Here is a 23,838-nt window from a genome sequence, read left to right as displayed (position 1 = left end):
TCAAAAAGGGGAATTAGAAGATTATAGATCAGTGGCAGCAGCCGTCGCAACCGCCACAACCGTCGTGGTCATGTCCGCCACAGCCGCCGTGCATCATCTGCTCCATCTCGGCCAGTTCCTCAGCCGTCGGCTCGTGCACGTCGGCCACCTGTCCGGCAAAGTGCAGCGTCTCGCCCGCCAACGGGTGATTGAAGTCCATCACTACGACGTCGTCCTTCACCTCCAGCACGGAGCCGTTCATGTGCTGCCCCTCGGCGCTCATCATGGGCAGCGTGGCGCCTTCCTTCACGCGCTCGCTATCGAACACGCCGTCCACCATGAAGACACTCTTCGGCAGATCGACCACATTCTCCTCTATACGCTGGCCGTATGCCTGCTCAGGCGTAAGGGAAAACTCGAAGCGGTCGCCCGGCTCTAGGCCGCTCAGATTCTTTTCGAAGGCCTCTAACATGGCGCCAATGCCATAGATAAACTTCAGGGGTTGTTCTGGGGTAGCCGACTCCATCAGTGTGCGGTCGTCCGCATCGCCCACGTGCAGGTCATAGGTAACCGTCACGAATTTGTTCTTTGATACTCTCATATACATTCTTGATTTTTAGATAGGGGCGCAAAAGTAGCCGATTATGCATAAGCCCGCCGGGGCGCTGAGGAGGCATGCACTACAAATAGAACGCCCCCATCAGCTCCGCGTAGGCCGCCGTCCGACGGTGATCTGGCGTCTCCAGCGTCAGCACATCCGGCACGCAGGGAGACGGCCGACGCGCCAGTTCGGCCAGCCATCGCTTGGGCGACGCACCCTCCACGGGCACGACGTGCGTCTCGCGGACGAGGTGCAACGCTCTCGCCTCGGCCAGCCTCAACACGCCATCACGCTGCGCATAAGGCAACACAAGCGCCATCCGACCGTCGTCCGCAAGCAGCGCCGCAGCCACGCTGAGCAGCTCGCCCATCGGCAACGTGTCGCTATGCCGTGCCATGCGTCGCCCAACGTCGGGACACTTCAGCGATTCGTCGAAATAGGGCGGATTGGAGACGATCCGATCGTAAGCCGGGGGAGCCGTAGCGGCGTACGTGCGGAAGTCGGTGCGGAGGACACGAATACGTGCCGCGAAGAGTGACTCACCGACATTCTCCGCGGCTTGTAGGCAGGCGTCGCGGTCGATGTCGAGCGCATCGATGTGGGCGTCCGTGTTGCGTTGGGCGAGCATCAGAGCGACAAGCCCGCTGCCTGTACCGACATCAGCTATGCGACGCGCACCGGACACGTCGGCCCACGCTCCGAGGAGGCAGCCGTCCGTGCCGACCTTCATCGCGCAACGGTCGTGGCGAACGGTGAATTGTTTGAATCGAAAATAGGGATTGGACATGGTGTGGGGTAAAAAAATCCCTCCCAGCGCTCACGCGAGGGGAGGGACTAATGCTAATAAAAAATTATAGTCCTTATTGATTAGCCTTGAGAGCCTCACAACTCGGGAAATCCCTCCCGACGCTCGCGCGAGGAGAGGAACTAACATAAAAAACAATTACCATTATTGATTGGCTCTGAAAGCCTCACAACTCAGGAAATCCCTCCCGGCGCTCACGCGAGGGGAGGGACCAATATTATATTATGGAAAAAATAATAACCCTCATTGATTGGCCCTGAGAGCCTCACAACTCGGGATACACTTTCGGCGGCAAGCCTTATTTCAGGCTGCCGACCATATCTTCTGGCCGCACCCACTCGTCGAACTGCTCCGGGGTGACGTAGCCCAGGCGGACAGCCTCCTCGCGCAGCGTCGTACCGTTGCGGTGCGCCGTGTTGGCGATCTCTGCCGCCTTGTAGTAACCGATCTTCGTGTTGAGCGCCGTGACAAGCATGAGGCTGTTGTTCACCAGCTCCTTGATCCGTGGATAATTCGGCTGGATGCCGCTCACGCAGTGCTCCTCGAAGCTCACGCAGGCGTCGCCGATCAAGCGGGCCGACTGCAGGAAGTTGGCGCAGATGACGGGCTTGAACACGTTCAGCTCGTAGTGTCCCTGCGTACCGCCGACCGAGATAGCCACGTCGTTACCCATCACCTGGGCAGCCACCATCGTCACCGCCTCGCACTGCGTCGGGTTTACCTTGCCCGGCATGATCGAGCTACCCGGTTCGTTGGCCGGGATGATGATCTCGCCGATGCCACTGCGCGGGCCGGAGGCCATCATGCGGACGTCGTTGGCGATCTTGTTGAGCGACACGGCCAGCTGCTTCAGTGCGCCGTGCGCCTCCACCATGGCGTCGTGTGCGGCCAGCGCCTCGAACTTATTCTCAGCCGTCACGAAGGGCAGCCCCGTGAACTGGGCGATGTAACGCGCCACGACCACGTCGTAGCCCTTCGGCGTGTTGATACCCGTGCCCACGGCCGTGCCACCGAGCGCCAGCTCGCTGAGGTGCGAGAGGGTGTTGCGGAGTGCGCGGAGGCCGTGATCCAGCTGCGCAGCGTAGCCCGAGAACTCCTGTCCGAGCGTCAGCGGCGTAGCGTCCATCAGGTGCGTACGGCCGATCTTGACCACGTCCTTGAACTCCTCAGACTTCTTCTTCAGCGCGTCGCGCAGGCGCTCTACGCCGGGGATCGTCGTCTCCACGACCATCTTGTACGCCGCGATGTGCATGCCCGTGGGATAGGTGTCGTTCGACGATTGCGACTTGTTCACGTCGTCGTTCGGCTGCAGCGTCTTCTCGCCCTCGCCGATCTTTTTGCCCGCCAGCTGATGGGCGCGGTTGGCGATCACCTCGTTCACATTCATGTTCGACTGCGTGCCCGAGCCCGTCTGCCAGATCACGAGCGGGAACTGGTCATTGAGTTTCCCCTCCAGGATCTCGTCGCACACCCGTGCGATCAGGTCACGCTTCTCTACCGGCAGCACGCCCAACTCGTGGTTGGCGTAAGCAGCGGCCTTTTTCAGGTACGCAAAGCCGTAGATCACCTCCAGCGGCATGGAGGCCGACGGCCCGATCTTGAAATTGTTACGCGAGCGCTCCGTTTGCGCTCCCCAGATCTTGTCGGCGGGGACTTTCACCTCGCCCATCGTGTCTTTTTCGATTCTGAAATCTGCCATTGTTCTATATTTTTTTGGTGATGATTCAATTTCTTGGTGACAACTGCGGGCAAAAATAGACGTTCTTGGCAATTACCGTGGGGCGATGCCAAAAACATACGTCGCGGACTCAGAAACGCCTCGCGAAGGCCCCGCAGCGTCCGTTTAGCCCCTTGTGTAAGCCCGTTCACGGCCCGCCGACTCCCGTTTGCGGCCCGCTCGCCTCTGCGCACCGCTTGCGGAGATCCGTTTCCCCTCCTTTCTTCTCGGATAAGGCCTTATCGGCTCCTTTTTCGCCCGTTCGGAACTTCCCGAAATATTCCACCTACCTATTACAAGCGTTCGGAATTTCCCGAAGATATATTCCATCTGGTTACAAATGCTCGGAATTATCCGAAGAATAGAAAACTGATGTATCATCTCTTCGGGAAACTCCGATAAGATAAAAATATGAATAGTCATTATTCGGGAGTGTCCGAGAAGTTATAAACAAGATATACAGTCTTTCGGGAATATCCGATTGATATAAAAATCCATTTCTATACTTTCGGGGATTTCCGAAGAGTTGAAAATATATAGCTTAGACTGTTCGGGGATTCCCGAGAATTAGGTACATACTATGAATACGCTTCGGAATAATCCGAGACCTTGTTACATATAGAGAACATACTTCGGGAAATTCCGAGCGATGGAAATAAAAAGGAATACGTTTTCGGGAGATTCCGATGTGTAGAAACGTGAAACGATATACCTTTGGCGGCACCTTTCAAGGATAAAACGGATGTCCGCAAGGCCTTCACGGGCCCGATCATGGGGCGCGAAGAGTGCTGCGGACAGTTCGCATGCCCGAAATGGCATGAAACGGAAGTCCGCGAGGGGTTCGCAAAGTGATTCGGACATAAAAACGACAGGAGACATGAAAAAGATCGGAAACATAGACCTGACACGGGCCACGAAGGCGGCGCACGTGGAGTTCATTCACTCGGTCTGCATCGCGGTGGACGAGAGTCCGGAGGTGACGGCTAACGCGGTGGCCAAGAAAGCCGCGGAGCGACTCAAGGCGGCCTACGACGAGGAGCGGGAGAACCTGATCCTCTCGAACAAAAGCCTGCTGACGGACGACATCCACGCGGCTGACACCGAGCGTGACGGCCTTTTCACCGGCTTCAAAGGCACCGTGATGGCGCAGCAGCGCATGCCGGACGAGGCCAAGGCGGAGGCGGCGCGCGAGCTGACGCAGCGGATCAAGGACTACCGGCTGCAGCGCGGCATGCAGCTGGACGGGGAGACGGCGATGATCGGGAAGCTGGTGGAGGACTGCGAGGGGGCCTACGCGTCGCATGTGGAGCGGCTCGGCGTCGGGCCGTACGTGGTGGCGATGAAGGCGGCCAACGAGCGCGTGCACCGGCTGATCAACGAGCGGATGCAGAACCAACGGCTACGCAAGGAGGCAGAGGTGGACATGGCGCGGCGGCAGTCGGACGCAGCCTATCGGTGGCTCGTGGAGGTAGTGAACGCGATGCAGGTTTTGCTGGGCGATGAGGCCGGCGTGGGCCACTTCATCGACTTCATGAACGCACTGATCAAGCGTTATCGGCAGGTGGTGTTCGCCAAACGGAAGCGGAATAAGGACGCCGCTGTGGAGGGCTAACCAAGACGCTATTCGGGAAGGTTGTCCGGGGGGGGCTAAACGAGGAAAGGCCCCGCCCTGAATTGAATCAGAGGGGGCCTTTACCGTGAAGAACGCCATGAAATACAAAAAACGAGCGGCAAACGGGGCTCGAACCCGCGACCCTCAGCTTGGGAAGCTGATGCTCTACCAACTGAGCTACTGCCGCGTCTTGCTCGGGTGTTGCGGGGGCAAAAATAGACCTTCCTTTGGCTTTTTACCTAAGTTTGCCCGACATTTTTTGACAGAGACCGAAATAAGCGGCATTTCATGAGGGAATTTCAGAAGATCAGCACCCGGAAAAAAGGGGATTACGAGGCGGCTTTCCGCGAGGAAAAGCCGAATGTGTTTCAGCGGTTGGCCGCGATATTTGGCCATGCCGCTTTTTTTTGGCTGGCCGTCTGTCTGGCCCTGTTTTTCTGGCTGGAACGTGAGGGCCGATTCTACTTTTTCTTCATCGAGCAGCGGAAGCTGTTCCTCAGCGAGGCATCGTTCATCGGGTCGTATTTCACGCGGTCAGGGGGCGGGGCGCAATTGGTGACGGACTATGCGACGCAGTTCTTCGTCAAGCCGTACCTCGGGGCGGCCACCGGAAGTGTGGTGCTGACGGCCGTGGCCATGCTGTCGGTGGGCCTCATGCGACGGATCGCACCGCAGGCCAATCTGCGACTGCTGGGGCTACTACCGACGGCGGCGCAGCTGCTGATGACGTTCGATATGAACTATTCGTACGCCGGGACGGTGGCCTATGCGCTGACGCTCGTGGCGATGTATGGCTATTTCTTCATCCCGTCGATGGTGGGGCAGGTAGTCTATGCCACGGTGGCCACGGGACTGCTGTTTTGGCTCGGCGGATCGGTGGCGTTCCTCTTTGCGACGTGCATCTTTTTGTGGGAACTGGCGACGCGCTTTTGGCGGGCTTACGGCTTCTTGGTACCGCTGGCGGTGGCTGTGGGAGCGGCCGTATGGGGCGTGTATGACGCGTGGGCGGGGGAGTATCGCTTCCTGTTAGGTCCGGACGGATACTATGCGCCGACTGTGGCGCCTGATCCGGTGCTTTACGGCGTATGGGCCTGCCTGCCGGTGATGTTGGCCGTGGCTTATTGCCTGCGTGGGCAGGGACGCGAGAAGAAGGAGGCGGGGCGACGGATCGCGGAGATAACGGTGCAGCTCGTGTTAGTGGGCGGACTGCTTTGGATCGGCCGCGACAGGCTGAAGGATCACGACACGTCGGGCTACAGCAAAGAGCTGGACTGCTACCTCCGACAAGGACGGTGGGACGACGTGATCGACCGCTATACCTTTACATATAAGCACAACCCGACGCCTACCGAGGCGTGCATGCTGAGCATCGCGCTGGCCGAACGGGGACAATTGGCCGACAGCCTGTTTGCCTACGCTCCGCGCGGCGTGGAGGCCATCCTGCCGACATGGGACGGAAGCGATCCCCAAGTGGCGGCACTGCTGAGCGACCTCTATTTCTCGATGGGCGATATCGATATGGCGCAACGTATGGCGATAGAAGCCAATGCGGGCATGGACGATCGCAGCCCGCGCATGATCAAACGACTGGCCGAGACGAGTCTGATCCGCGGCGCCTATCCGCTGGCCGAGAAGTACCTCTCGGTGCTGGAGCATACGCGTTACTACGGCCAGTGGGCACACGATGCGCGGCGGTTCCTGTATAACGATTCGGCCGTGGTGGTGGACTCCCTGCTGGGCCGCAAGCGTCGCTGCCTGACGGGTGCATCGGGCGATCTACCGCACACTCTGCACGCCATCGCCGAACAAAACCCGACGCACCGCGCCTCGATCGAGTATGCGGGCGTGCTCCTCTTATTGCAGAAAGACCTCGGACGCTTCCGCACTTTGGCCGACAGTTGCACGGGGCGGATGGTGCTCCCTCGCCTGCCCAAATCCTTCGCGGAGGCCACGCTGCTCTACACCTTCGTCGGCGATACAACGGCGCAGAAGCGCTATCGACTGCCAGCCGACATGACGCGGCGCTACGCCGACTTTCGCCGACGCGCTGACGCGGCGCGAGGCAACCGCCAGTCGGCCGAGGCGCTGCGCGATGCCTTCGGCGACAGCTACTGGTATTACTTCACCTTCACGTCCGGTGCGACGAAATAATCCGTAATGAAAACGATCCTCTCCCCTACCCTACGATACGCATCCACCCTTCTGCTGCTGATCCTTCTCGCCGTGGCCTGCCAACACGAGATGCCGATGACGAACCGGCTGGTGGACCATCAGCCCCCCATCTTCCCGGACTATACGGAGGTGACGATCCCTCCCAACATTGCGCCGCTGCGCTTCCTGCTGGCCGACACGTGCGACGTGGACAAGGCCGCGGCCACGTTCGAGTGTGGCGCCGAACGCGTCACGGTCTGGGCCTCCGACGGACGGTCCATCGCCATCGCGCCGCGCGCATGGAAGCGCCTGATGAAGGATGCCGCAGGCAAGGTGATCAGCGTGAAAGTGACGGCCCGCATCGCCGGCGAATGGGTCGGCTATGCGCCCTTCAACCTCTACGTGGCCACGGACTCGATCGACCCGTACATCGTCTACGGCCGCACGGATCCGAGTCGCAACGTGATGGGCCATACGGGGCTTTACAGCCGCTGCTTGGAGGACTTCCACGAGCGTGCCGTGCTCACGAGCGACATGACCCACGGCGACCGCATCGGCCCGGCCACCTTCAGCGGTGGCGACGCCCAGCGCTTCTTTCTGCCCCTAAGCGGTGCCCTATCCTGCGCCCTGCTGACTGACAGCGACAAGATCGAGAAACTGAACACGCACACCATCCCCGGACTACCCACGCCGACCCATGTCGCCTGGCACCCTTCGGGGCGTTACATGGCCTTCGCCGTCAACCGCAACGCGCGGCAGGATGTCCGCGAGACGGCCTCGCGCATCGTCATCTACGACGTCGTCAAGCATGAGCTCTTCACCTCCCCGCAACTCTTCTCCGACTCCAGCTCGGTCACCTACCCCGCCTTCTCGCCCGACGGCGAAACGCTCTACTTCTGCGCCACCTCACTCATGGCCTACACCCGCGCCGACAGCGCCAAGTATCACCTCTGCGCCCTGGCTTTCAACATCCACGGCGGACGCCGCTTCGGCCGTAAGGCAGACACCCTCTACCACTCCCGACCCGCGCCGCCCCCGCCTCCGCGGAAGAAGTCGGACAAGACGCCCCCCCGACGCCCCGAGGTACGCCCCGACGGTAGCGCGGCCCGTCCCCTGCCCTCGCCCGACGGACGCTATCTGCTCTTCACCGTGGCCGACGTAGGCTCCAATCCCGCCGATCGCCCCACGTCGGACGTGGCCCTCTTCGACATAAAGCACCGGAACTTCCTGCCCGTCGATACGCTCTGCGCCGATAACGACTCGGAGATCGCCTACTCCTGGAGCAACAACGGGCGCTGGATCGTCTATACCACGCGCAGCATCGACGGCCTCTACGAATACCCCGTCATCGCCCATCTCTCGGCCGACGGACGCCCCTCGAAACCCTTCCTGCTGCCGCTCAAGGAGGCCAATGGCTATCGGCGCACGATGCGATCGTTCACCCACCCCACGTTCCTCACCGCCCCCGTGCCCTACCGCAACTATACGCTCAGTCGCAAGGCCCGCACCCTCGAAGGCGTGGACATCCAGCCGCTCAAGGCGGGGAAGTGAATCCCTCCCTCGGGAGAGGCCATTTCCGCATCGAGGAAATGGGTCAAACCTTCGGGAGAGGTCATTTCCCGAGTCAGGAAATGGGCCCAACCTTCGGGAGAGGTCATTTCCCGAGTCAGGAAATGGGCCCAACCTTCGGGAGAGGCCATTTCCCGAGTCAGGAAATGGGCCAAACCTTCGGGAGAGGCCATTTCCGCATCGAGGAAATGGGTCAAACCTTCGGGAGAGGTCATTTCCCGAGTCAGGAAATGGGTCAAACCTTCGGGAGAGGCCATTTCCGCATCGAGGAAATGGGCCAAACCTTCGGGAGAGGTCATTTCCGCATCGAGGAAATGGGTCAAACCTTCGGGAGAGGCCATTTCCCGAGTCAGGAAATGGGCCCAACCTTCGGGAGAGGCCATTTCCCGAGTAAGGAAATGGGCCCAACCTTCGGGAGAGGTCATTTCCGCATCGAGGAAATGGGTCAAACCCTCGGGAGAGGCCATTTCCGCATCGAGGAAATGGGGCAAACCTTCGGGAGAGGTCATTTCCGAGGCTCGGACGACCTAAACAATCTACGTAATCAGCAATTCATCCCCCCAAAAACAAGATGACACAAGAAAGGATCACACCCAACCTGCACGACGCCTGGCCGGAAATTGAGGCGCTGCTACATCGATTCGCAGACATGGGCATCGCTCAGGCGGTGGATTATGAGAAGTACTACCTCTATTCCCTGATCGCCCATTCGACGGCCATTGAGGGGTCGACGCTGACGGAGCTGGAGGCGCAAATACTCTTCGACGAGGGCGTGACGACTGGTGGTAAGCCACTCATAGATCATTTGATGAATGACGACCTACGCATGGCCTATGAGCAGGCACAGACGGAGGCGGTGCGCCGAACAGCTATCACGCCGACGCTCCTGCGGATGCTGAATGGGATACTGATGCGGCGCACCGGGAGTGTGCACCACGTCGCTGCGGGCACGTTCGACTCGTCGCGAGGTGACTACCGCCTGTGTGGCGTCACGGCGGGTGTCGGCGGACGGTCGTATATGAACTATCAAAAGGTGCCGGTACGGATAGAGGCGCTCTGCGAACGACTTCAGGAACAAATGAAAATGACCGGCGTCAACACCCTCCGCGCGCAGTATGAGATGAGTTTCACGGCCCATTTGGAGCTGGCCACTATCCACCCGTGGGTAGACGGCAACGGTCGTACGGCACGCCTGCTGATGCACTACATCCAGTTCTACTACGACCTCTTCCCCGTGAAGATCCTTCGTGAAGATCGTGGCGCATACATCGCCTCCTTACGACAATCGCAAGAGGAGGAAAATGTGGACTGCACGCCCTTCCTCACCTTTATGACCGACCGGCTGCGGGCGTCGCTCAAAAGTGAGATAGAGCGGGCTGCGGCCTCGGCCGAGGCTGGGAAGTTAGTCGGGAACACGCAGGGGCGAATGCACATACCGCAGTAGAGGCACAAAAGCAGACGCTCCCCGGCGTATTTGCCACATCTTTGCGCCGTGAGAAAAATCATCGCATACAAGAATTATTTCAGCGATTTCATGCAAGCACTATCGAAGCCGGAAGCCGATAAAGTCTTGCGTGCACTGGATTTATTAAGGACGGAAGAGCGGCTGCCAAGACATTACATCAAATACGTAAGGGAAGGCCTCTATGAATTTCGAGTAAGCCATGGGAACAATGAGTTCCGCCTATTTTTCATTTATGATGGAGACACCATCGTGGTATTGTTCAATTGTTTCAAGAAGAAAACTCAAAGAACCCCTCATCGAGAAATAGAGAAGGCTTTGAGATTAAGGAAGGAATATGATGCAACTAAGAGAGATCGAAAAGGATAAGTACGACGTCGACGCATTGCTTGACGAAGTATTAGGGCGCGAAGGATCGCCCGAAAGAGAAAGGAATAGGACCTTGGCGTGGGAAGAATACCTGGCGCAAGTGGAGCACGACGCCCAAGCGAAGAGGCTGCCTAAGACGGTCGCCGAACCAGCGATGAGTGACGAATGGTAAGGCCCGACGTTGGGAACCGAAAAGAGATTGGGAGGCGTTTGCACGGTGCTGCATGCGCCTCCCTACTTTTGCGGCCTCACCGAACAATGCATCAATAATGGATAGTAATATGGATAAGCAACAACAGAAACTCGTTTTGTATAACACCCTCACGCGCCGGAAGGCGGAGTTTGAACCCCTCCACGCGCCACATGTGGGCATGTATGTCTGCGGACCCACCGTCTACGGCGATCCGCACCTCGGCCACGCCCGGTCGGCCATCACCTTCGACATCCTCTTCCGCTACCTCACCCACCTCGGCTACAAGGTGCGCTACGTCCGCAACATCACCGACGTGGGCCACCTCGAGCACGACGCCGACGAGGGCGAGGACAAGATCGCCAAGCGTGCACGCATCGAACAACTCGAGCCGATGGAGGTCGTGCAACACTACACGCGTCGCTACCACCGCGCAATGGAGCTGCTGAACGTGCTCCCACCCAGCATCGAGCCGCAGGCCTCGGGCCACATCATCGAACAGATGGAGCTCGTCAACCGCATCCTGGCCAACGGCTACGCCTACGAGAGCGAAGGCTCGGTCTACTTCGACGTGGCGCGATACAACCAAGACCACCGCTACGGCATCCTCTCCAACCGCAACGTGGACGAGCTGCTCAACACCACCCGCGAGCTGGACGGGCAGACGGAGAAGCGTAACCCCGTCGACTTCGCCCTCTGGAAACGCGCCGCACCGGAGCACATCATGCGTTGGCCATCGCAGTGGGGCGAGGGCTTCCCGGGCTGGCACTGCGAATGCACCGCGATGGGCCGCAAGTACCTCGGCGACCATTTCGACATTCACGGCGGCGGCATGGACCTCATCTTCCCCCACCACGAGTGCGAGATCGCGCAAGCCGTAGCCGCCGAGGGCGAGGAGATGGTGCGCTGGTGGGTGCACAACAACATGATCACTTACAACGGGCAGAAGATGGGCAAGTCGCTCGGCAACGCCATCACCCTGGAGGAGTTCTTCACCGGTAGCCATCCGCTGTTGGCGCAGGCTTATCGCCCGGAGACGATCCGCTTCTTCATCCTTCAGGCACACTATCGCAGCACGGTGGACTTCAGCAACGAGGCGCTGCAAGCCTCCGAGAAGGGTCTCGATCGACTCTTCGAAGCCGCCGAACGGCTCGCCAAGCTCACACCCTCCGACGGCCCCTCGACCATCGACGTCAGCACGCTGCGCACGCGCTGTGAGGAGGCCATGTGCGACGACATGAACACGCCCATCGTCATCTCTCACCTCTTCGACGCCGCGAAGGCCATCAACACCGTGCATGACGGTCGCGCGACGCTCTCGGCGGACGATCTCGCGGAGCTGCAATCCGCCTTCCGTCTCTTCATGGACGACATCCTCGGTCTGCGTAGCGCCGCCCCGTCTGACGAGAAAGACGAGGCCTATCGCCGCGCCGTCGATCTGCTGCTCTCCGTTCGTCAGCAGGCCAAGCAAAACAAGGATTGGGCTACGAGCGACCGCATCCGCAACGAGCTCTCCGCCCTCGGGTTTGTGGTCAAGGACACGAAGGACGGCGCCGAATGGAGCCTGTAGCTATGCAAGTCGTCATCCTGCAACAAGACATTGCCTGGGCCGATCCGGCGGAGAACGTGCGACAGGCAGAGGCGGCCATCGACCGTCGGCCGGGCGCCGACCTCTACGTGCTGCCGGAGATGTTCGCCACCGGTTTCGCGACGCATCCCGAAGGCGTGGCCGAAAAGGCCGACAGCGAGACGCTCCGCTGGATGGTGCGTAAGGCGGCGGCGTGCCGTGCTGCTGTGGCCGGATCGCTGGCCGTGGAAGATGGCGGTCGTTACTACAACCGCCTCTGCTTCGTCCACCCCGACGGCCGCGTGGAGACGTACGACAAGCGTCACCTCTTCACCTACAGCGGCGAGCACCGTCACTACACGCACGGCACACGTCGTGTGGTCGTCACCTTCCGCGGCGTACGCATCCTGCTACAAGTCTGCTACGACCTGCGCTTCCCCGTCTGGAGCCGCAACCGCGGCGATTACGACGTGGCCCTCTACGTGGCCAGCTGGCCCGTCGGCCGCATCGAGGCTTGGAGCGCGCTGCTGCGTGCGCGGGCCATCGAGAACCAGTGTTACGTCGTCGGCGTCAACCGCGTCGGCCGAGACCCGGTGGCGGAGTACAGCGGCGCGTCGGTCGTCATCGATCCCTACGGCCGCACCGTCGCCACGTGCGAGGATCACCACGTCAGCGCAGCCGAAGCCGTGCTTGACCTCGAGCGCCTCGCCGCCTTCCGGCGGAAGTTCCCCGTCTTAGAGGATGGAGATGCGTTTGAGCTCCAATAGGAACACCGGCAACTTTTCCATACATTATAGGGGCGGCCCATTGTGGCTGCCCTTTTTTAATGTGAGTTCGACGTACAATCGCCTCTGAGAAACCGTTGTCGGCTCATTGTCTCAGAAACTGTTTGGGCAGCTCTTTCTTCATTCTGTTTCGGGTCTATCCTGGCCCGTTAACCTCGACCTACACTGTCGATCCGGCATTTCGGACTTGAAAAACCCCGACCTACACTGTCGATCCGGCTTTTCGGACTTGAAAAGCCCCGACCTACACTGTCAATCCGGCTTTCTGGACTTGAAAAATGCCGACCTACACTGTCGATCCGGCTTTCCGGACTTGAAAAGCCCCGACCTACACTGTCGATCCGACTTTTCGGACTTGAAAAGCCCCGACCTACACTGTCGATCCGACTTTTCGGACTTGAAAAGCCTCGACCTACACTGTCGATCCGGCTTTCCGGACTTGAAAAGCCTCGACCTACACTGTCAATCCGACTTTCCGGAATTGAAAAGCCCCGACCTACACTGTCGATCCGGCTTTCCGGACTTGAAAAGCCCCGACCTACACTGTCGATGGGGCGGGGATTCTGAATTTATCTCGGGTCCAAAGGGCAGGCCCTACGTGTGCAGCAGCTCAAGCAGACGCTCATCACAAAGTAGTCCCGCACGGCAGGGCATCTATGAGAAAAGCCTCGCCTTGGACGGGATGTCCGGCGAGGCTCTTTTATTTCGTTTTGTTGCTGAGCGCTTTCTTCTTCTCAGCGGCCAATCGACGCTCCACCTTCTTCACGTCTTCGGCCGGGGGTAGATCTTCCGGGACAATACCACGCTCGATCATCATTTGGCGCACGGCTGCATTGTTGTCCACATGTTCACGACTGATCTCCGATTCCCCGTAGAGTGCTTTTTGCTGCACGTTCACATGGGTCATTTCGGCCGCAAAGTCTTTCGCCTTGATACTGATGGTGGGTAAGAAATCGGCCACCGGACGATTCGCCGGCACACCCAACTTTCGTTTCATCTGCGACGTATCCAAATGAAAAAGTGCCTGATCGCCTTTCGATCGGATCATAGCAAACCCCTTGCTATCGACGCCATGTTCATAGAGCACACCAGAAAGATGCTTCTCCGTTTCCTGCAATTTGGTGCGTGCCCTGACGCGCTCGATCTCCAGCAGACGCTGCTCAATGAGTTCGGCTTTTCGTGTCTGTATGGCGAAATAGGTCTGAGCAAAGGCAATCTGTTCCTTTCTCGGATCGCCATTTTGTGCCACCAAGTAGCAGGCGTAACGCGTAAGGAGCATATCATCAATTACTTTTTCAGCGCCCTTGGGCATTGGTATCGTTTTGCTGGCGTCAGCAAAATGATCGGACACCGAATTCTCCGCATTCCGACAGGCTTCTTTTGCCTTTTCGATGACACCAGCAAAGTTTCTCCACTGCGAATACCCCAACAAGGGGCATAAAGCTCTTGCACTCCAGCACTCCACGCCGTCCACTTCGATGGCGGCCGCTTCGAAGCCTTGGTATAACTCCGATATGATTTCTCTTTTCATCTTATGAGGGATTATTGTTGACCGCCCCAAAGGTAGATCGACCATGATACCTCTCCTCATCTTTGTCTAAAGATCCCCCGAACGAAGGCGCACTGCCCAACGTCCGGGGGATTTTTCGCTATGCCTTATGTCCGATCAGCTTCTCACTTCTCCGCCTCGCCCCTTGTCAGAAAGATCACCTTCCCGAACTCTTCCGGCCGGGCATGCTCCGGATCGGCCAAGACGGCCGGCCGCTTGACGAGACCCGCCTGTTCCAGCTGCGCGAGGACATCCCACAGCATCTCGTGATAAAGGATGACGATCGACTGCGAGCCGTCAACAAAACCGAACTCCTTCCGCAATGCCACTGTGTCCATATGCGACGCTAAGAAGTCGGCTATCGTACCCGCCATCTTCCATGATGCCGCATAAATCACATCCGTCGTGTCCTCCCTGATCACGGGAACCGTCGGGTGCCCCTCGCCGTCAACTAAGCCGAAGGGTGACAGCCCCGCAATCACTTCCGCGTCGCTCACCCGATCCGATTTCGACAAATCATCAAACATGCGCAGAACCAGATAGGAGTTCTTGAAAAGCGGAATCATCTTTTGGAACGCCTTCTCAGACCAATTGAGAGAGATACTGAATTCCCCAAGGGTCGATTTGTTCGTCCCACAGTAGAAGTCGCGCTTCGGATAGAGCGTCCAGAACTCACCGTCCCACATCGGATGTTTGAGCGTCAGCTCCATCTTGCGGACACGTCCGTCAGCCTCGAGCCGCTTCCAAGTCAGCCCGTCAGTCACGAGCGAAAAGAGCAGACTGTATGCATGCCCGCCAAGGCCGTCGCGCTCCAAGAGGCGGACGTAATCCGCCACGCTGGGTCGGATCACGCCGACCAACTCATCGCTCAACCGCCGCGAGTGTGCACGCAACCGAGTCGTTGCGGCGCTGTCAAGTAACAGGATGACCGTCTGATAGCGATCATCCTCATTGCGCTCAATCAGCCCCCAGTCGCGCAGCAATTGCAGCTGGCTGTAGGTACATGGAATGCCAAGGCTGTCTAATTCCTCCTTCGATCGCGGTACTTGCATCGCGCGCAGCAGTTGCCAGTTGTTGTCAAACCCCACAACATTATTCGGCGTCGACCAGTTTGGCATGCAATAACAGATGGATTCATTCTTCGAGAAGTCGTTGATGCCTTTGTCTTGAGCCGCGGCGCCGATCGGTAGCATCGACAGGAAGATCAGCCCCGCAAGCCATGATGTTTTCATATTCGTATCGTTTTGGAAAATGGAAAAGCCGGATACAAGTTGAGGAATCATCCTGACTGTGTACCCGGCTTAGTTTTTAGTTTTCAGTGATTACACCACCGGGATCTTCTCCACGCGGCGGCGATGGCGGCCGCCGTCGAAGGTGGTCGAGAGGAAGATGTCGACCATGCGCATGGCTTCCTCGACGGTCACGAAGCGTGCGGGCAGAACGAGCACGTTTGCATCGTTGTGGGCACGCGAGAGGCGCGCCGTCTCGTCGTTCCAGCAGAGCGCCGCACGGATGCTTTGGTGCTTGTTGAGCGTCATGCCGATGCCGTTACCCGAACCACAGAGGCCAATGCCGGGATAGACGGCGCCCGCCTCCACAGCCTCGGCCAGCGGGTGGGCGTAGTCGGGATAATCGCAACTGTCAGACGTATCCGTACCAAAGTCACGCACCTCGTAACCTAACTCGGCCACGTGCTTCATGAGTGCACGCTTAATCTCCAAGCCCGCGTGATCACAGGCAAAACCTATCGGTAAAGGTTGTGTGTCCATCGCGCTCATTTCCCCAAGAACTTTTTGACCAACTCACTGACGCGCTCACCGGTGAACCCGAACTTGCGATCGAGCACCTTGTACGGCGCCGAATAACCGAACGACGACAGGCCGTGCACCAAGCCTCCCTCGCCAACGAGTCCCTCTAACGCCACGGGCAGGCCGGATGTGAGGCCGAAGCGACGCACACCGGCGGGCAACACGCTCCGCTGATAGTCCGCATCCTGATCGCGGAAGAGGCCTTCGGACGGCACCGACACGACGCGGGCACGGATGCCGTCGGCGGCCAACAGCTCGGCACCTTCGACAAGCGTAGAGACCTCCGATCCGGAAGCTACCAAGACGATATCCGGCGTACCCTCAGTGTCCATCACCACGTAGCCGCCCTGCTCAATGCGGCGAGCCTCCGTGCGACGGTCGCCCGAGGCGGCGGGCAGCGAGGTGATGTTCTGACGTGACAGCAGCAATGCCGTGGGGCGGTAACTCTCGAGCGCCATCTTCCAGGCGTAGACCGTCTCGTCGGCGTCGGCGGGGCGGAGGACGAGCATCGAGCGGTGGCCGCTGTGGTTGCGCAGATGCTCCATGAGGCGGATCTGAGCCTCGTGTTCGATGGGCTGGTGCGTGGGGCCGTCCTCACCGACGCGGAAGGAGTCGTGCGTCCAGACGTAGACCACGTGCAGCTCCATGAGCGCAGCCAGTCGGACGGCGGGCTTCATGTAGTCCGAGAAGACGAAGAAGGTGCCGCAGACGGGCAGGATGCCGCCGTGCAGCGCCATGCCATTCATCACGCAGGCCATCGTCAGCTCGCTGACGCCCATTTGCAGGAACTGCCCCGTGAAGTCGCCCTTGGTGAAGGCGTGCGTGTGCTTGAGGAAGCCGTCCGTCTTGTCCGAGTTGCTGAGGTCGGCTGAGGAAACGACCATGTTCTCCACCTGCTCCGCATAGAGCGCCAGCATGGCGGCTGAGGCGGCGCGGGTGGCCGTGTCGCGCTTCATCGCTATGGCGGCGTAATCTATCTCGGGCATCTCGCCGCTGAGGAAGCGGTCGAGCTTAGCGGCCAGCGCGGGCTGTTCGCGGCGGAAACGCTCCTCGGCTTCCATGCGTGCACCGTACCAAGCGAGCAACGCCTCACGCCGACGGCCGTAGATCTCCGTCGTTTCGGGGAAGAGGGTGAAGGGGTGCGCGGGGTCGCCGCCGAGATGGCGGATGGTGGCATCGATGTCGGCACCCGCGGCGGAGAGGGGCTGGCCGTGCGTAGAGACACGATCCTCGAAGCTACGCCCTTCAGCATCCACGGCGCCACGGCCCATGATGGTCTTGCCGATGATCAGCGTGGGGCGCTCCGTCTCGTCGTGGGCCTCACGGAGGGCGTGGCGGATCTCTTCGACGGACTGCCCATTGATGGTGATCACACGCCAGTCCCAAGCGCGGTATTTGGCGGCCACATCCTCGGTGTTGACCTCGTCGACCTTGGTGGAGAGCTGGATGTTGTTCGCGTCGTAATACATGATGAAGTTGTGCAGCCCGAGGTGCCCAGCCAGTCGGCCGACGCCCTGCGAGACTTCCTCTTCGATGCCGCCGTCGGAGATGTAGGCGTACGTCTTGTGGGCCATCCATTCGCCAAAGCGGGCCACCATAAAGCGTTCGGCGATGGCTGCGCCGAGGGCCATGGCGTGTCCCTGCCCCAGCGGGCCGGAGGTGTTCTCGATGCCGTGCTGCACGTCGCGCTCGGGGTGGCCGGGGGTGTGGCTGCCCCACTGGCGGAAATTCTCCAGCTCCGTGAGCGGCATGAGTCCAGCTGCGGCCAGCACGCCGTAGAGCATGGGCGACATGTGTCCGGGATCGAGGAAGAAGCGGTCGCGGTAGGGATAGTCAGGCCGCTCGGGGTTGTAGTTCAGAAACTCGGCAAAGAGTACGTTGACGAAATCGGCGCCGCCCATGGCGCCACCGGGGTGTCCGGATCGGGCTTTTTCGACCATCGATGCGGCCAGGATCCGGATGTTGTCCGCCGCACGATTCATGTTGTCGGTATTCATATATAATAAGTAGTTAGAAGTAGTCATGCGCCTGAGGGCGCGGTAGTCACAAGTAGTGGGGGCGCCCTTACTCGGGCTGCCCCCTCTGTGCGGGCAAAGGTACAGCGCCCCGTCTGATTTATCCGGTGCCAAGGTCAGGGCTACTTTTGCGGCCATCATTCTACACTTCAAATTTTACACTAATGACCTCTACAACCTCTACTTCCCCCCGCCCGAAGGTGACCGGCAAGACGGTGTTTACGGGCACGATGGCTTTCCTCGTCGTACTCTTCTCCATGCCCCTGGGGCATGCGCTGATGATCCTCATGGAGCATTACCTACAGCCGCCTTGGCTCTACTACGCTGCCTTTTCGATGGGCGCCGTGGGACTGGCGGTGACCGTGGCTGGCGTCTTCGTGCGCGGCGACACACGCCAGACACTTTTCGGACTCTTCGGCGGACTGCTCTTCTGGACGGGCTGGATTGAGTTCCTCTTCGTCTATTACGCCCACCGCTTCGGCGTGGAGCCACTCAGAGACGCAGCCGGCGAGATCGTCACCAAGCCGGAGTACCTCATCATGCCCTCCTCGTTCGGCTTTTGGGCCATGTTCATGTTGCTCTATCTCTTTAGCGTCCGCACGGGGTGCAACTTCTTCAACTACCTGCAGCGCGTCTTCTTCCGCCAGAGCACGGTGCGCGTGGAGCTGAAGCCGCTGGCTCGCCACACGGCGCTGATCACGTTCATGGAGCTGAACCTGATCCTCTGGACCAGCTACCTCGTGTTGCTCTTCTGTTACGACGACCATTTCCTCGGCGACCGTCACCCCGTCACGACACTCGTGGCCTTCGGCGCCCTGGCCTCGTCGTTCTACATGTTCGGCCGCCTGATCCGCATCTCGAGCTGGGGCTACGCCATCCGCTATGCCATCCCCACGGTGATCGTCTTCTGGACCTTCGTGGAGGTGATCATGCGTTGGCAGATCCTGCACGAGATCTGGGTGCACCCGCTGGAGTATCGCAACGAAATGCTGATCATCCTCGTGGCTTTTATTGTGCTGCTGGGGGTAATCATCTATCGTTCGTGGCGGCGGAAGGGCTGATCGGTGGATACCAGATCCCGTCCCCCCAAGGGGATAGACCGTAATTTCAGAATGACACCCCCATCCCCTCAGGGGATAGACCGTAATTTCAGGATGACACCCCCACCCCCTCAGGGGATAGGAGCTATTTTCAGGATGACACCCCCGTCCCCTGAGGGGATAGACCGTAATTTCAGAATGACGCCCCCGTCCCCTCAGGGGATAGGGCGTAATTTCAGGATGACGCTCCCGTCCCCTCAGGGGATGAGGGTGTAATCGCAAAAAAAGCCCCGTCCCCTCAAGGGGATAGACCGTAATTCCAGAATGACACTGCCGTCCCCTCAGGGGATAGGGCGTAATTTCAGGATGACGCCCCCGTCCCCTCAGGGGATGAGGGTGTAATCGCAAAAAGAGTCCTCATCCCCTCACATTTTGGAACGTTATCCCCCACAGACACTCCGCCAGACAGCTATCTTGAGATTAATGCCCCACTTTTGCGCCCCGTTAATTGAAAGAATGACAGAACAAATGAATCAGCGACCCTTGATATTGGTATCTAACGACGACGGCGTCGATGCGCGCGGCATCCATGCGCTGGCCGAAGGCATGCGCCTGCTGGGCGACGTCTTCGTCATGGCCCCCGATGGCCCCCGTTCGGGCATGTCGTCCGCCATCACCACCACACAGCCCATCACCTACCGGGTACTCTCCGAAGCGGAGGGCATGACCATCTGCAGTTGCTCGGGCACACCGACCGACTGCGTGAAGTTGGCCGTCAGCGAAGTGCTCGACCGCAAGCCCGACCTGCTCGTCTCGGGCGTCAACCACGGCGGCAACGAGGCCCTCAGCGTACACTACTCCGGAACCATCGGCGCCGCCATCGAAGGCTGCGTGCTCGACATCCCCTCGCTCGGTGTCTCCTTGGTGCACTATCGCAGCGAGGCCGACTTCTCCGAGGCCGTCCGACTCGCCCAACGCGTGGCCAAAGACCTGCTCCGGAACGGCCTGCCACATGGCACATACCTCAACCTCAACGTCCCCAACACGCCCCACGTCAAGGGCCTCACCATCTGCCGTCAGGCCGACGGACGGTGGATCCGGGAGTTCGACCGCGTCTCCACGCCCGACGGCTCGCCGGCCTTCCGCATGTCGGGCGAGTACCTGAACTATCCTCCCATCCAGCCCGACAACGACACGCAGCGCCTCTCCGAAGGTTGGGCCTCGATCGTGCCCTGCCTGCTCGACGTGACGCACCACGCGTTTATGAATGAGTTGAAGAGCCGTGGTCTGGACGATGCGGCTGCGCGATAGTAAAGGTTGCACGTACTGCGGTAGGGGCGTATTGCATACGCCTACAAATGCCCCGGCACGGGGCAAATGCCGGATACATGTATTCGGGCTGTTGGCCCGCTTGTGGGGCGTATGCAATACGCCCCACAAGCGCGTACGTGCAATCACCTCCTCCCGCGCCAACGGCGCGTAACTACCCTATAAGAGATGAAATACTACCTCATTGCCGGCGAAGCCTCCGGCGACTTGCACGCCTCGAACCTGATGGCGGCGCTGCGTGACGAAGACCCGCAGGCGGAGTTCCGCTTCTTCGGCGGTGATCTCATGCGCGCTGTCGGGGGGACGTGCGTCATGCACTACCGCGAGATGGCCTACATGGGCATCATTCCCGTCGTGCTCCACGCGCGTACCATCGCCCGCAACATGCGCCTCTGCCGTGACGACATCCGTGCCTGGCGCCCCGATGTAGTCATCCCCGTCGACTATCCCGGCTTCAACCTCCGCATCGCCCGCTACGTGCACGACACGCTCCGGCGACCCGTCTGCTACTACATCTCGCCCAAGATCTGGGCTTGGAAACGTGGCCGCATACACACCATCCGCCGCTGCGTCGACCGTATGCTGTGCATCCTGCCCTTCGAGACGGACTTCTATCGCTCGTTAGACTATGCCGTCGATTACGTCGGCAACCCGTCGGTAGACGCCGTGGAGCACTTCCGACGCAGCGCCGTGGCCGGCGTTTCGCCCGTGGCGGACGACGGTCGGCCGTTGCTGGCCATCCTGGCTGGCAGCCGACGGAACGAGATCGCGGAGAATCTGCCGACCATGCTCGACGTGGCGCGCCGTTTCCCCACGCTTCGCCCGGTAGTGGCCGGTGCACCCGGGTTGACGATGGACGACTACCGACGTAGCCTCGGCCGTCGGGACGCGTTGCCGGAGATCGTCTTCGATCGCACCTACGAGCTGCTCGCCCACGCCCACGTCGCACTCGTCACCTCGGGCACAGCTACGCTCGAGGCCGCGCTCTTCCGTGTGCCGCAAGTCGTCTGCTACGCCGTGGGCGGCGGACGGTTGGCCAACTACGTCTTCGACCATTTCTTCCGCGTGCCCTACATCTCGCTCGTCAACCTCATCGTCGGCGAGCCCGTCGTCCCCGAGCTCTTCGGCGGACGTTTCACTCGCCAGCGTATCACCGACGCCCTCTCGCGCCTCACGGACGACACCCCCGAGCGTCGCCAGATGCTCGACGGTTACGACCGCATGATCCAGCGCCTCGGCCCCGCCGGCGCCTCGCAGCGCGCAGCGCGGGTGATCGTCACCCTCACCCACTCCGGTACCCGGCCAAAATTCCCTCCCTCGGTGGAGGCCTGATCTTCTTTGGCCTCTTTTCTTCCATCCAAGGAAGAGAAGAAGGTTCATCCCCACGCAAGGTTCATCCCACGTATAGATAGAATATGAAAGACTTCTTCCGCGTCCTGCGACGGTTCGTCCCGCCCTACAAACGCTTCATGGCGCTGAACATCGCCTTCAACATCCTCTCCGCCATCCTCAACGTCTTCTCCTTCGCGCTCATCATTCCCATCCTGCGCATCCTCTTTAAGATGGACGACCGCGTCTACACCTATGCCGCGTGGACGTTTCGCTCGGTCACCGACTGGGAGGCATGGCGTGCGCTCCCCGGTGTGCTGCAAAACAACTTCTACTGGTACGTCAACCACCTCATCGAGACCCAAGGCAGCTCCACAGCGCTCATCCTGCTCGGCGTGGCGCTGATCGTGATGACGCTCCTCAAGGTGCTGGCCATGTACATGGCTTTCTACACCATGATCCCCATCCGCACCGGCGTGGTGCGCGACGTGCGCAACCAGATCAACCGCAAGATCACCGAGCTGCCCCTCAGCTTCTTCTCCGAGGAGCGCAAAGGCGACATCCTAGCGCGCGTCTCGGGCGACGTGAACGAAATCGAGACCTCAATCATGAGCTCGCTTGACATGCTCTTCAAGAATCCCATCCTCATTCTGATTTACCTCGCGGCCATGCTCTTAATCAGTTGGCAATTGACGGCTTTCGTCTTCATCCTCCTGCCCGTAGCTGGCTATGCGATGGGTCAGGTGGGCAAGCAACTCAAGCGCAAGTCGCTCGTGGGGCAGACGCAGTGGGGGGCGCTGATGAGTCAGATCGAGGAGACGCTCAGCGGGCTGCGCATCATCAAGGCGTTCAACGCCGAGCGGAAGATCCAGCAACGCTTCGAGGCACAGAATGAGACCTTCCGCCGCACCACGAATCGCATCTACCGCCGTCAGCAGCTGGCCCACCCCATGAGCGAGTTCCTCGGCACCGCCACGATCGTCATTATCCTCTGGTACGGCGGAACGCTCATCCTCGGCAACAACAGCCCCATCGACGCCCCGACATTCATCTATTACCTCGTCATTTTCTACAGCATCATCAATCCAGCTAAGGATCTCAGCAAATCCGTCTATGCCATCCAGAAGGGCCTCGCCTCTGTGGAGCGCGTGGACAAGATCCTCCGCGCCGAATCAGACATTGTGGAGCCCGACGCGCCGCAACCGGTGCGGTTAGCGCAGGCCATCACGTACCGTGACGTGTGGTTCCGCTACCGAGAGGAGTGGGTGCTGCGGGGCATCAACTTGACGATCGAGAAGGGTCGGACGGTGGCGCTCGTCGGGCAGTCCGGCTCGGGGAAGAGTACGCTCGTCGACCTCCTGCCGCGATTCTACGACGTGGAGCGGGGCGCCATCACCGTCGACGGCGTGGACATCCGCCAGACGTCTCTCACCGATCTACGCGGGCTGATGGGCAACGTGAATCAGGAGGCGATCCTCTTTAACGACACCTTCTTCAACAACATCGCCTTCGGCGTCGAGCAGGCCACGCGCCAAGAGGTGGAGGAGGCAGCGCGTATCGCCAACGCCCACGACTTTATCATGGCCACCGAACAGGGTTATGACACGAACATCGGCGACCGGGGCGGCAAGCTCTCCGGCGGCCAACGCCAACGCATCAGCATCGCCCGCGCCATACTCAAAAATCCCCCGCTGTTGATCTTGGACGAGGCCACGTCAGCCCTCGACACCGAGTCCGAGCGGCTGGTGCAGGAGGCGTTAGAGCGGCTCATGCGTAACCGTACGACCATCGTCATCGCCCACCGCCTCTCCACGATCCGCCGCGCCGATGAGATCTGCGTCATGCACGAGGGCGAGATCGTCGAGCGCGGACGCCACGAGGAGCTGCTCGCCCTCGACGGATACTACAAGCGCCTCTGCGACATGCAAACTTTCTAACCGCTTCCCACCAACGGACGGCCC

Annotated in this window: 20 protein-coding genes and 1 tRNA gene; 12 read left to right on the top strand and 9 right to left on the bottom strand. The window is 59.9% G+C overall.

What is annotated here, in order from left to right; all coding sequences use genetic code 11:
• Nucleotides 1–28: 28 nt before the first annotated feature.
• The 3 genes from C7123_RS09080 to fumC all read right to left on the bottom strand — a co-directional run bounded on the left by C7123_RS09080 (nucleotide 29) and on the right by fumC (nucleotide 3,084).
• Complete coding sequence (locus tag C7123_RS09080) at nucleotides 29–580, bottom strand: FKBP-type peptidyl-prolyl cis-trans isomerase (RefSeq protein WP_037983365.1); 552 nt, start codon at nucleotides 578–580, stop codon at nucleotides 29–31.
• A gap of 79 nt (nucleotides 581–659) precedes the next feature.
• On the bottom strand, nucleotides 660–1,367 hold the full coding sequence (locus tag C7123_RS09075) for a tRNA1(Val) (adenine(37)-N6)-methyltransferase (RefSeq protein WP_069174820.1): 708 nt from the start codon (nucleotides 1,365–1,367) through the stop codon (nucleotides 660–662).
• A 316-nt stretch (nucleotides 1,368–1,683) separates the two neighbouring features.
• Entirely contained in the window at nucleotides 1,684–3,084 is a 1,401-nt protein-coding gene (gene fumC, locus C7123_RS09070) for a class II fumarate hydratase (RefSeq protein WP_037986976.1), read from the bottom strand.
• Nucleotides 3,085–3,979: 895 nt separating this feature from the next.
• On the opposite strand from fumC, the gene C7123_RS09055 reads away from it, so the two are divergent.
• A complete protein-coding gene (locus tag C7123_RS09055; protein WP_069174817.1) occupies nucleotides 3,980–4,714 on the top strand; it encodes a DUF6261 family protein in 735 nt (244 codons plus the stop codon).
• Nucleotides 4,715–4,828: 114 nt separating this feature from the next.
• Here the strand turns inward: C7123_RS09055 and C7123_RS09050 are convergent.
• Nucleotides 4,829–4,901 (bottom strand) — tRNA-Gly (locus C7123_RS09050).
• Between the two features lie 101 nt (nucleotides 4,902–5,002).
• Between C7123_RS09050 and C7123_RS09045 the strand changes: the two genes are divergently transcribed.
• Entirely contained in the window at nucleotides 5,003–6,865 is a 1,863-nt protein-coding gene (locus tag C7123_RS09045; protein WP_069174816.1) for a DUF6057 family protein, read from the top strand.
• Between the two features lie 6 nt (nucleotides 6,866–6,871).
• Nucleotides 6,872–8,416 carry a PD40 domain-containing protein gene (locus tag C7123_RS09040; RefSeq protein ID WP_069174815.1) on the top strand — a complete coding sequence of 515 codons (1,545 nt, stop codon included), beginning with the start codon at nucleotides 6,872–6,874 and terminating at the stop codon, nucleotides 8,414–8,416.
• On the opposite strand, the gene C7123_RS12970 is transcribed toward C7123_RS09040, so the two are convergent.
• On the bottom strand, nucleotides 8,347–8,943 hold the full coding sequence (locus tag C7123_RS12970; RefSeq protein WP_159049888.1) for a hypothetical protein: 597 nt from the start codon (nucleotides 8,941–8,943) through the stop codon (nucleotides 8,347–8,349). The genes C7123_RS09040 and C7123_RS12970 overlap by 70 nt on opposite strands.
• Before the next feature lie 62 nt (nucleotides 8,944–9,005).
• On the opposite strand from C7123_RS12970, the gene C7123_RS09030 reads away from it, so the two are divergent.
• The 5 genes from C7123_RS09030 to C7123_RS09010 all read left to right on the top strand — a co-directional run bounded on the left by C7123_RS09030 (nucleotide 9,006) and on the right by C7123_RS09010 (nucleotide 12,789).
• A complete protein-coding gene (locus C7123_RS09030; protein ID WP_069174813.1) occupies nucleotides 9,006–9,878 on the top strand; it encodes a Fic family protein in 873 nt (290 codons plus the stop codon).
• 90 nt (nucleotides 9,879–9,968) lie between these two features.
• Nucleotides 9,969–10,265, top strand: a complete 297-nt coding sequence (locus C7123_RS09025; RefSeq protein WP_083207022.1) for a type II toxin-antitoxin system RelE/ParE family toxin — start codon at nucleotides 9,969–9,971, stop codon at nucleotides 10,263–10,265.
• The gene (locus tag C7123_RS09020) at nucleotides 10,234–10,437 is read left to right on the top strand and encodes a hypothetical protein (RefSeq protein WP_069174812.1); all 204 of its coding nucleotides are present in this window, start codon (nucleotides 10,234–10,236) and stop codon (nucleotides 10,435–10,437) included. The genes C7123_RS09025 and C7123_RS09020 overlap by 32 nt, the downstream gene beginning before the upstream one ends.
• Before the next feature lie 109 nt (nucleotides 10,438–10,546).
• Nucleotides 10,547–12,025 carry a cysteine--tRNA ligase gene (gene cysS, locus C7123_RS09015; protein ID WP_069176321.1) on the top strand — a complete coding sequence of 493 codons (1,479 nt, stop codon included), beginning with the start codon at nucleotides 10,547–10,549 and terminating at the stop codon, nucleotides 12,023–12,025.
• 2 nt (nucleotides 12,026–12,027) lie between these two features.
• Nucleotides 12,028–12,789, top strand: a complete 762-nt coding sequence (locus C7123_RS09010) for an amidohydrolase (RefSeq protein ID WP_069174811.1) — start codon at nucleotides 12,028–12,030, stop codon at nucleotides 12,787–12,789.
• A 718-nt stretch (nucleotides 12,790–13,507) separates the two neighbouring features.
• Here C7123_RS09010 and dinD read toward each other — a convergent pair.
• The 4 genes from dinD to C7123_RS08990 all read right to left on the bottom strand — a co-directional run bounded on the left by dinD (nucleotide 13,508) and on the right by C7123_RS08990 (nucleotide 18,161).
• Nucleotides 13,508–14,338 (bottom strand): DNA damage-inducible protein D, encoded by an 831-nt coding sequence (gene dinD, locus C7123_RS09005; RefSeq protein ID WP_069174810.1) that lies wholly within the window; start codon nucleotides 14,336–14,338, stop codon nucleotides 13,508–13,510.
• Nucleotides 14,339–14,481: 143 nt separating this feature from the next.
• A complete protein-coding gene (locus C7123_RS09000) occupies nucleotides 14,482–15,588 on the bottom strand; it encodes a hypothetical protein (protein ID WP_069174809.1) in 1,107 nt (368 codons plus the stop codon).
• A gap of 90 nt (nucleotides 15,589–15,678) precedes the next feature.
• Complete coding sequence (gene rpiB, locus C7123_RS08995) at nucleotides 15,679–16,125, bottom strand: ribose 5-phosphate isomerase B (RefSeq protein WP_069176320.1); 447 nt, start codon at nucleotides 16,123–16,125, stop codon at nucleotides 15,679–15,681.
• Between the two features lie 5 nt (nucleotides 16,126–16,130).
• Nucleotides 16,131–18,161: a transketolase family protein gene (locus tag C7123_RS08990; RefSeq protein ID WP_069174808.1), complete on the bottom strand. Its 2,031-nt coding sequence runs from the start codon at nucleotides 18,159–18,161 to the stop codon at nucleotides 16,131–16,133.
• Between the two features lie 182 nt (nucleotides 18,162–18,343).
• Here C7123_RS08990 and C7123_RS08985 point away from each other — a divergent pair, with 182 nt between their 5' ends.
• From C7123_RS08985 to C7123_RS08970, 4 genes are all read left to right on the top strand, one after another.
• Entirely contained in the window at nucleotides 18,344–19,240 is an 897-nt protein-coding gene (locus tag C7123_RS08985) for a hypothetical protein (RefSeq protein WP_069174807.1), read from the top strand.
• A gap of 507 nt (nucleotides 19,241–19,747) precedes the next feature.
• Complete coding sequence (gene surE, locus C7123_RS08980; RefSeq protein WP_069174806.1) at nucleotides 19,748–20,530, top strand: 5'/3'-nucleotidase SurE; 783 nt, start codon at nucleotides 19,748–19,750, stop codon at nucleotides 20,528–20,530.
• Between the two features lie 186 nt (nucleotides 20,531–20,716).
• Nucleotides 20,717–21,880, top strand: coding sequence for a lipid-A-disaccharide synthase (lpxB, locus tag C7123_RS08975; RefSeq protein WP_107490640.1), 1,164 nt, complete (start codon nucleotides 20,717–20,719; stop codon nucleotides 21,878–21,880).
• Between the two features lie 83 nt (nucleotides 21,881–21,963).
• The gene (locus tag C7123_RS08970) at nucleotides 21,964–23,814 is read left to right on the top strand and encodes an ABC transporter ATP-binding protein (RefSeq protein WP_069174805.1); all 1,851 of its coding nucleotides are present in this window, start codon (nucleotides 21,964–21,966) and stop codon (nucleotides 23,812–23,814) included.
• The last annotated feature ends 24 nt before the right edge of the window (nucleotides 23,815–23,838 follow it).

It is taken from the genome of Tannerella serpentiformis, from assembly GCF_003033925.1.
Classification (GTDB): Bacteria; Bacteroidota; Bacteroidia; order Bacteroidales; family Tannerellaceae; genus Tannerella; species Tannerella serpentiformis.
This window is presented reverse-complemented; position numbering and strand designations above follow the sequence as displayed.

Excerpts from the sequence above, each read along its gene's own strand:
- C7123_RS09080 (WP_037983365.1), bottom strand. The coding sequence starts at position 580 with ATGAGAGTATCAAAGAACAAATTCGTGACGGTTACCTATGACCTGCAC.
- C7123_RS09075 (WP_069174820.1), bottom strand. The coding sequence starts at position 1,367 with ATGTCCAATCCCTATTTTCGATTCAAACAATTCACCGTTCGCCACGAC.
- fumC (WP_037986976.1), bottom strand. The coding sequence starts at position 3,084 with ATGGCAGATTTCAGAATCGAAAAAGACACGATGGGCGAGGTGAAAGTC.
- C7123_RS09055 (WP_069174817.1), top strand. The coding sequence starts at position 3,980 with ATGAAAAAGATCGGAAACATAGACCTGACACGGGCCACGAAGGCGGCG.
- C7123_RS09045 (WP_069174816.1), top strand. The coding sequence starts at position 5,003 with ATGAGGGAATTTCAGAAGATCAGCACCCGGAAAAAAGGGGATTACGAG.
- C7123_RS09040 (WP_069174815.1), top strand. The coding sequence starts at position 6,872 with ATGAAAACGATCCTCTCCCCTACCCTACGATACGCATCCACCCTTCTG.
- C7123_RS12970 (WP_159049888.1), bottom strand. The coding sequence starts at position 8,943 with ATGACCTCTCCCGAAGGTTTGCCCCATTTCCTCGATGCGGAAATGGCC.
- C7123_RS09030 (WP_069174813.1), top strand. The coding sequence starts at position 9,006 with ATGACACAAGAAAGGATCACACCCAACCTGCACGACGCCTGGCCGGAA.
- C7123_RS09025 (WP_083207022.1), top strand. The coding sequence starts at position 9,969 with ATGCAAGCACTATCGAAGCCGGAAGCCGATAAAGTCTTGCGTGCACTG.
- C7123_RS09020 (WP_069174812.1), top strand. The coding sequence starts at position 10,234 with ATGATGCAACTAAGAGAGATCGAAAAGGATAAGTACGACGTCGACGCA.
- cysS (WP_069176321.1), top strand. The coding sequence starts at position 10,547 with ATGGATAAGCAACAACAGAAACTCGTTTTGTATAACACCCTCACGCGC.
- C7123_RS09010 (WP_069174811.1), top strand. The coding sequence starts at position 12,028 with ATGCAAGTCGTCATCCTGCAACAAGACATTGCCTGGGCCGATCCGGCG.
- dinD (WP_069174810.1), bottom strand. The coding sequence starts at position 14,338 with ATGAAAAGAGAAATCATATCGGAGTTATACCAAGGCTTCGAAGCGGCC.
- C7123_RS09000 (WP_069174809.1), bottom strand. The coding sequence starts at position 15,588 with ATGAAAACATCATGGCTTGCGGGGCTGATCTTCCTGTCGATGCTACCG.
- rpiB (WP_069176320.1), bottom strand. The coding sequence starts at position 16,125 with ATGGACACACAACCTTTACCGATAGGTTTTGCCTGTGATCACGCGGGC.
- C7123_RS08990 (WP_069174808.1), bottom strand. The coding sequence starts at position 18,161 with ATGAATACCGACAACATGAATCGTGCGGCGGACAACATCCGGATCCTG.
- C7123_RS08985 (WP_069174807.1), top strand. The coding sequence starts at position 18,344 with ATGACCTCTACAACCTCTACTTCCCCCCGCCCGAAGGTGACCGGCAAG.
- surE (WP_069174806.1), top strand. The coding sequence starts at position 19,748 with ATGAATCAGCGACCCTTGATATTGGTATCTAACGACGACGGCGTCGAT.
- lpxB (WP_107490640.1), top strand. The coding sequence starts at position 20,717 with ATGAAATACTACCTCATTGCCGGCGAAGCCTCCGGCGACTTGCACGCC.
- C7123_RS08970 (WP_069174805.1), top strand. The coding sequence starts at position 21,964 with ATGAAAGACTTCTTCCGCGTCCTGCGACGGTTCGTCCCGCCCTACAAA.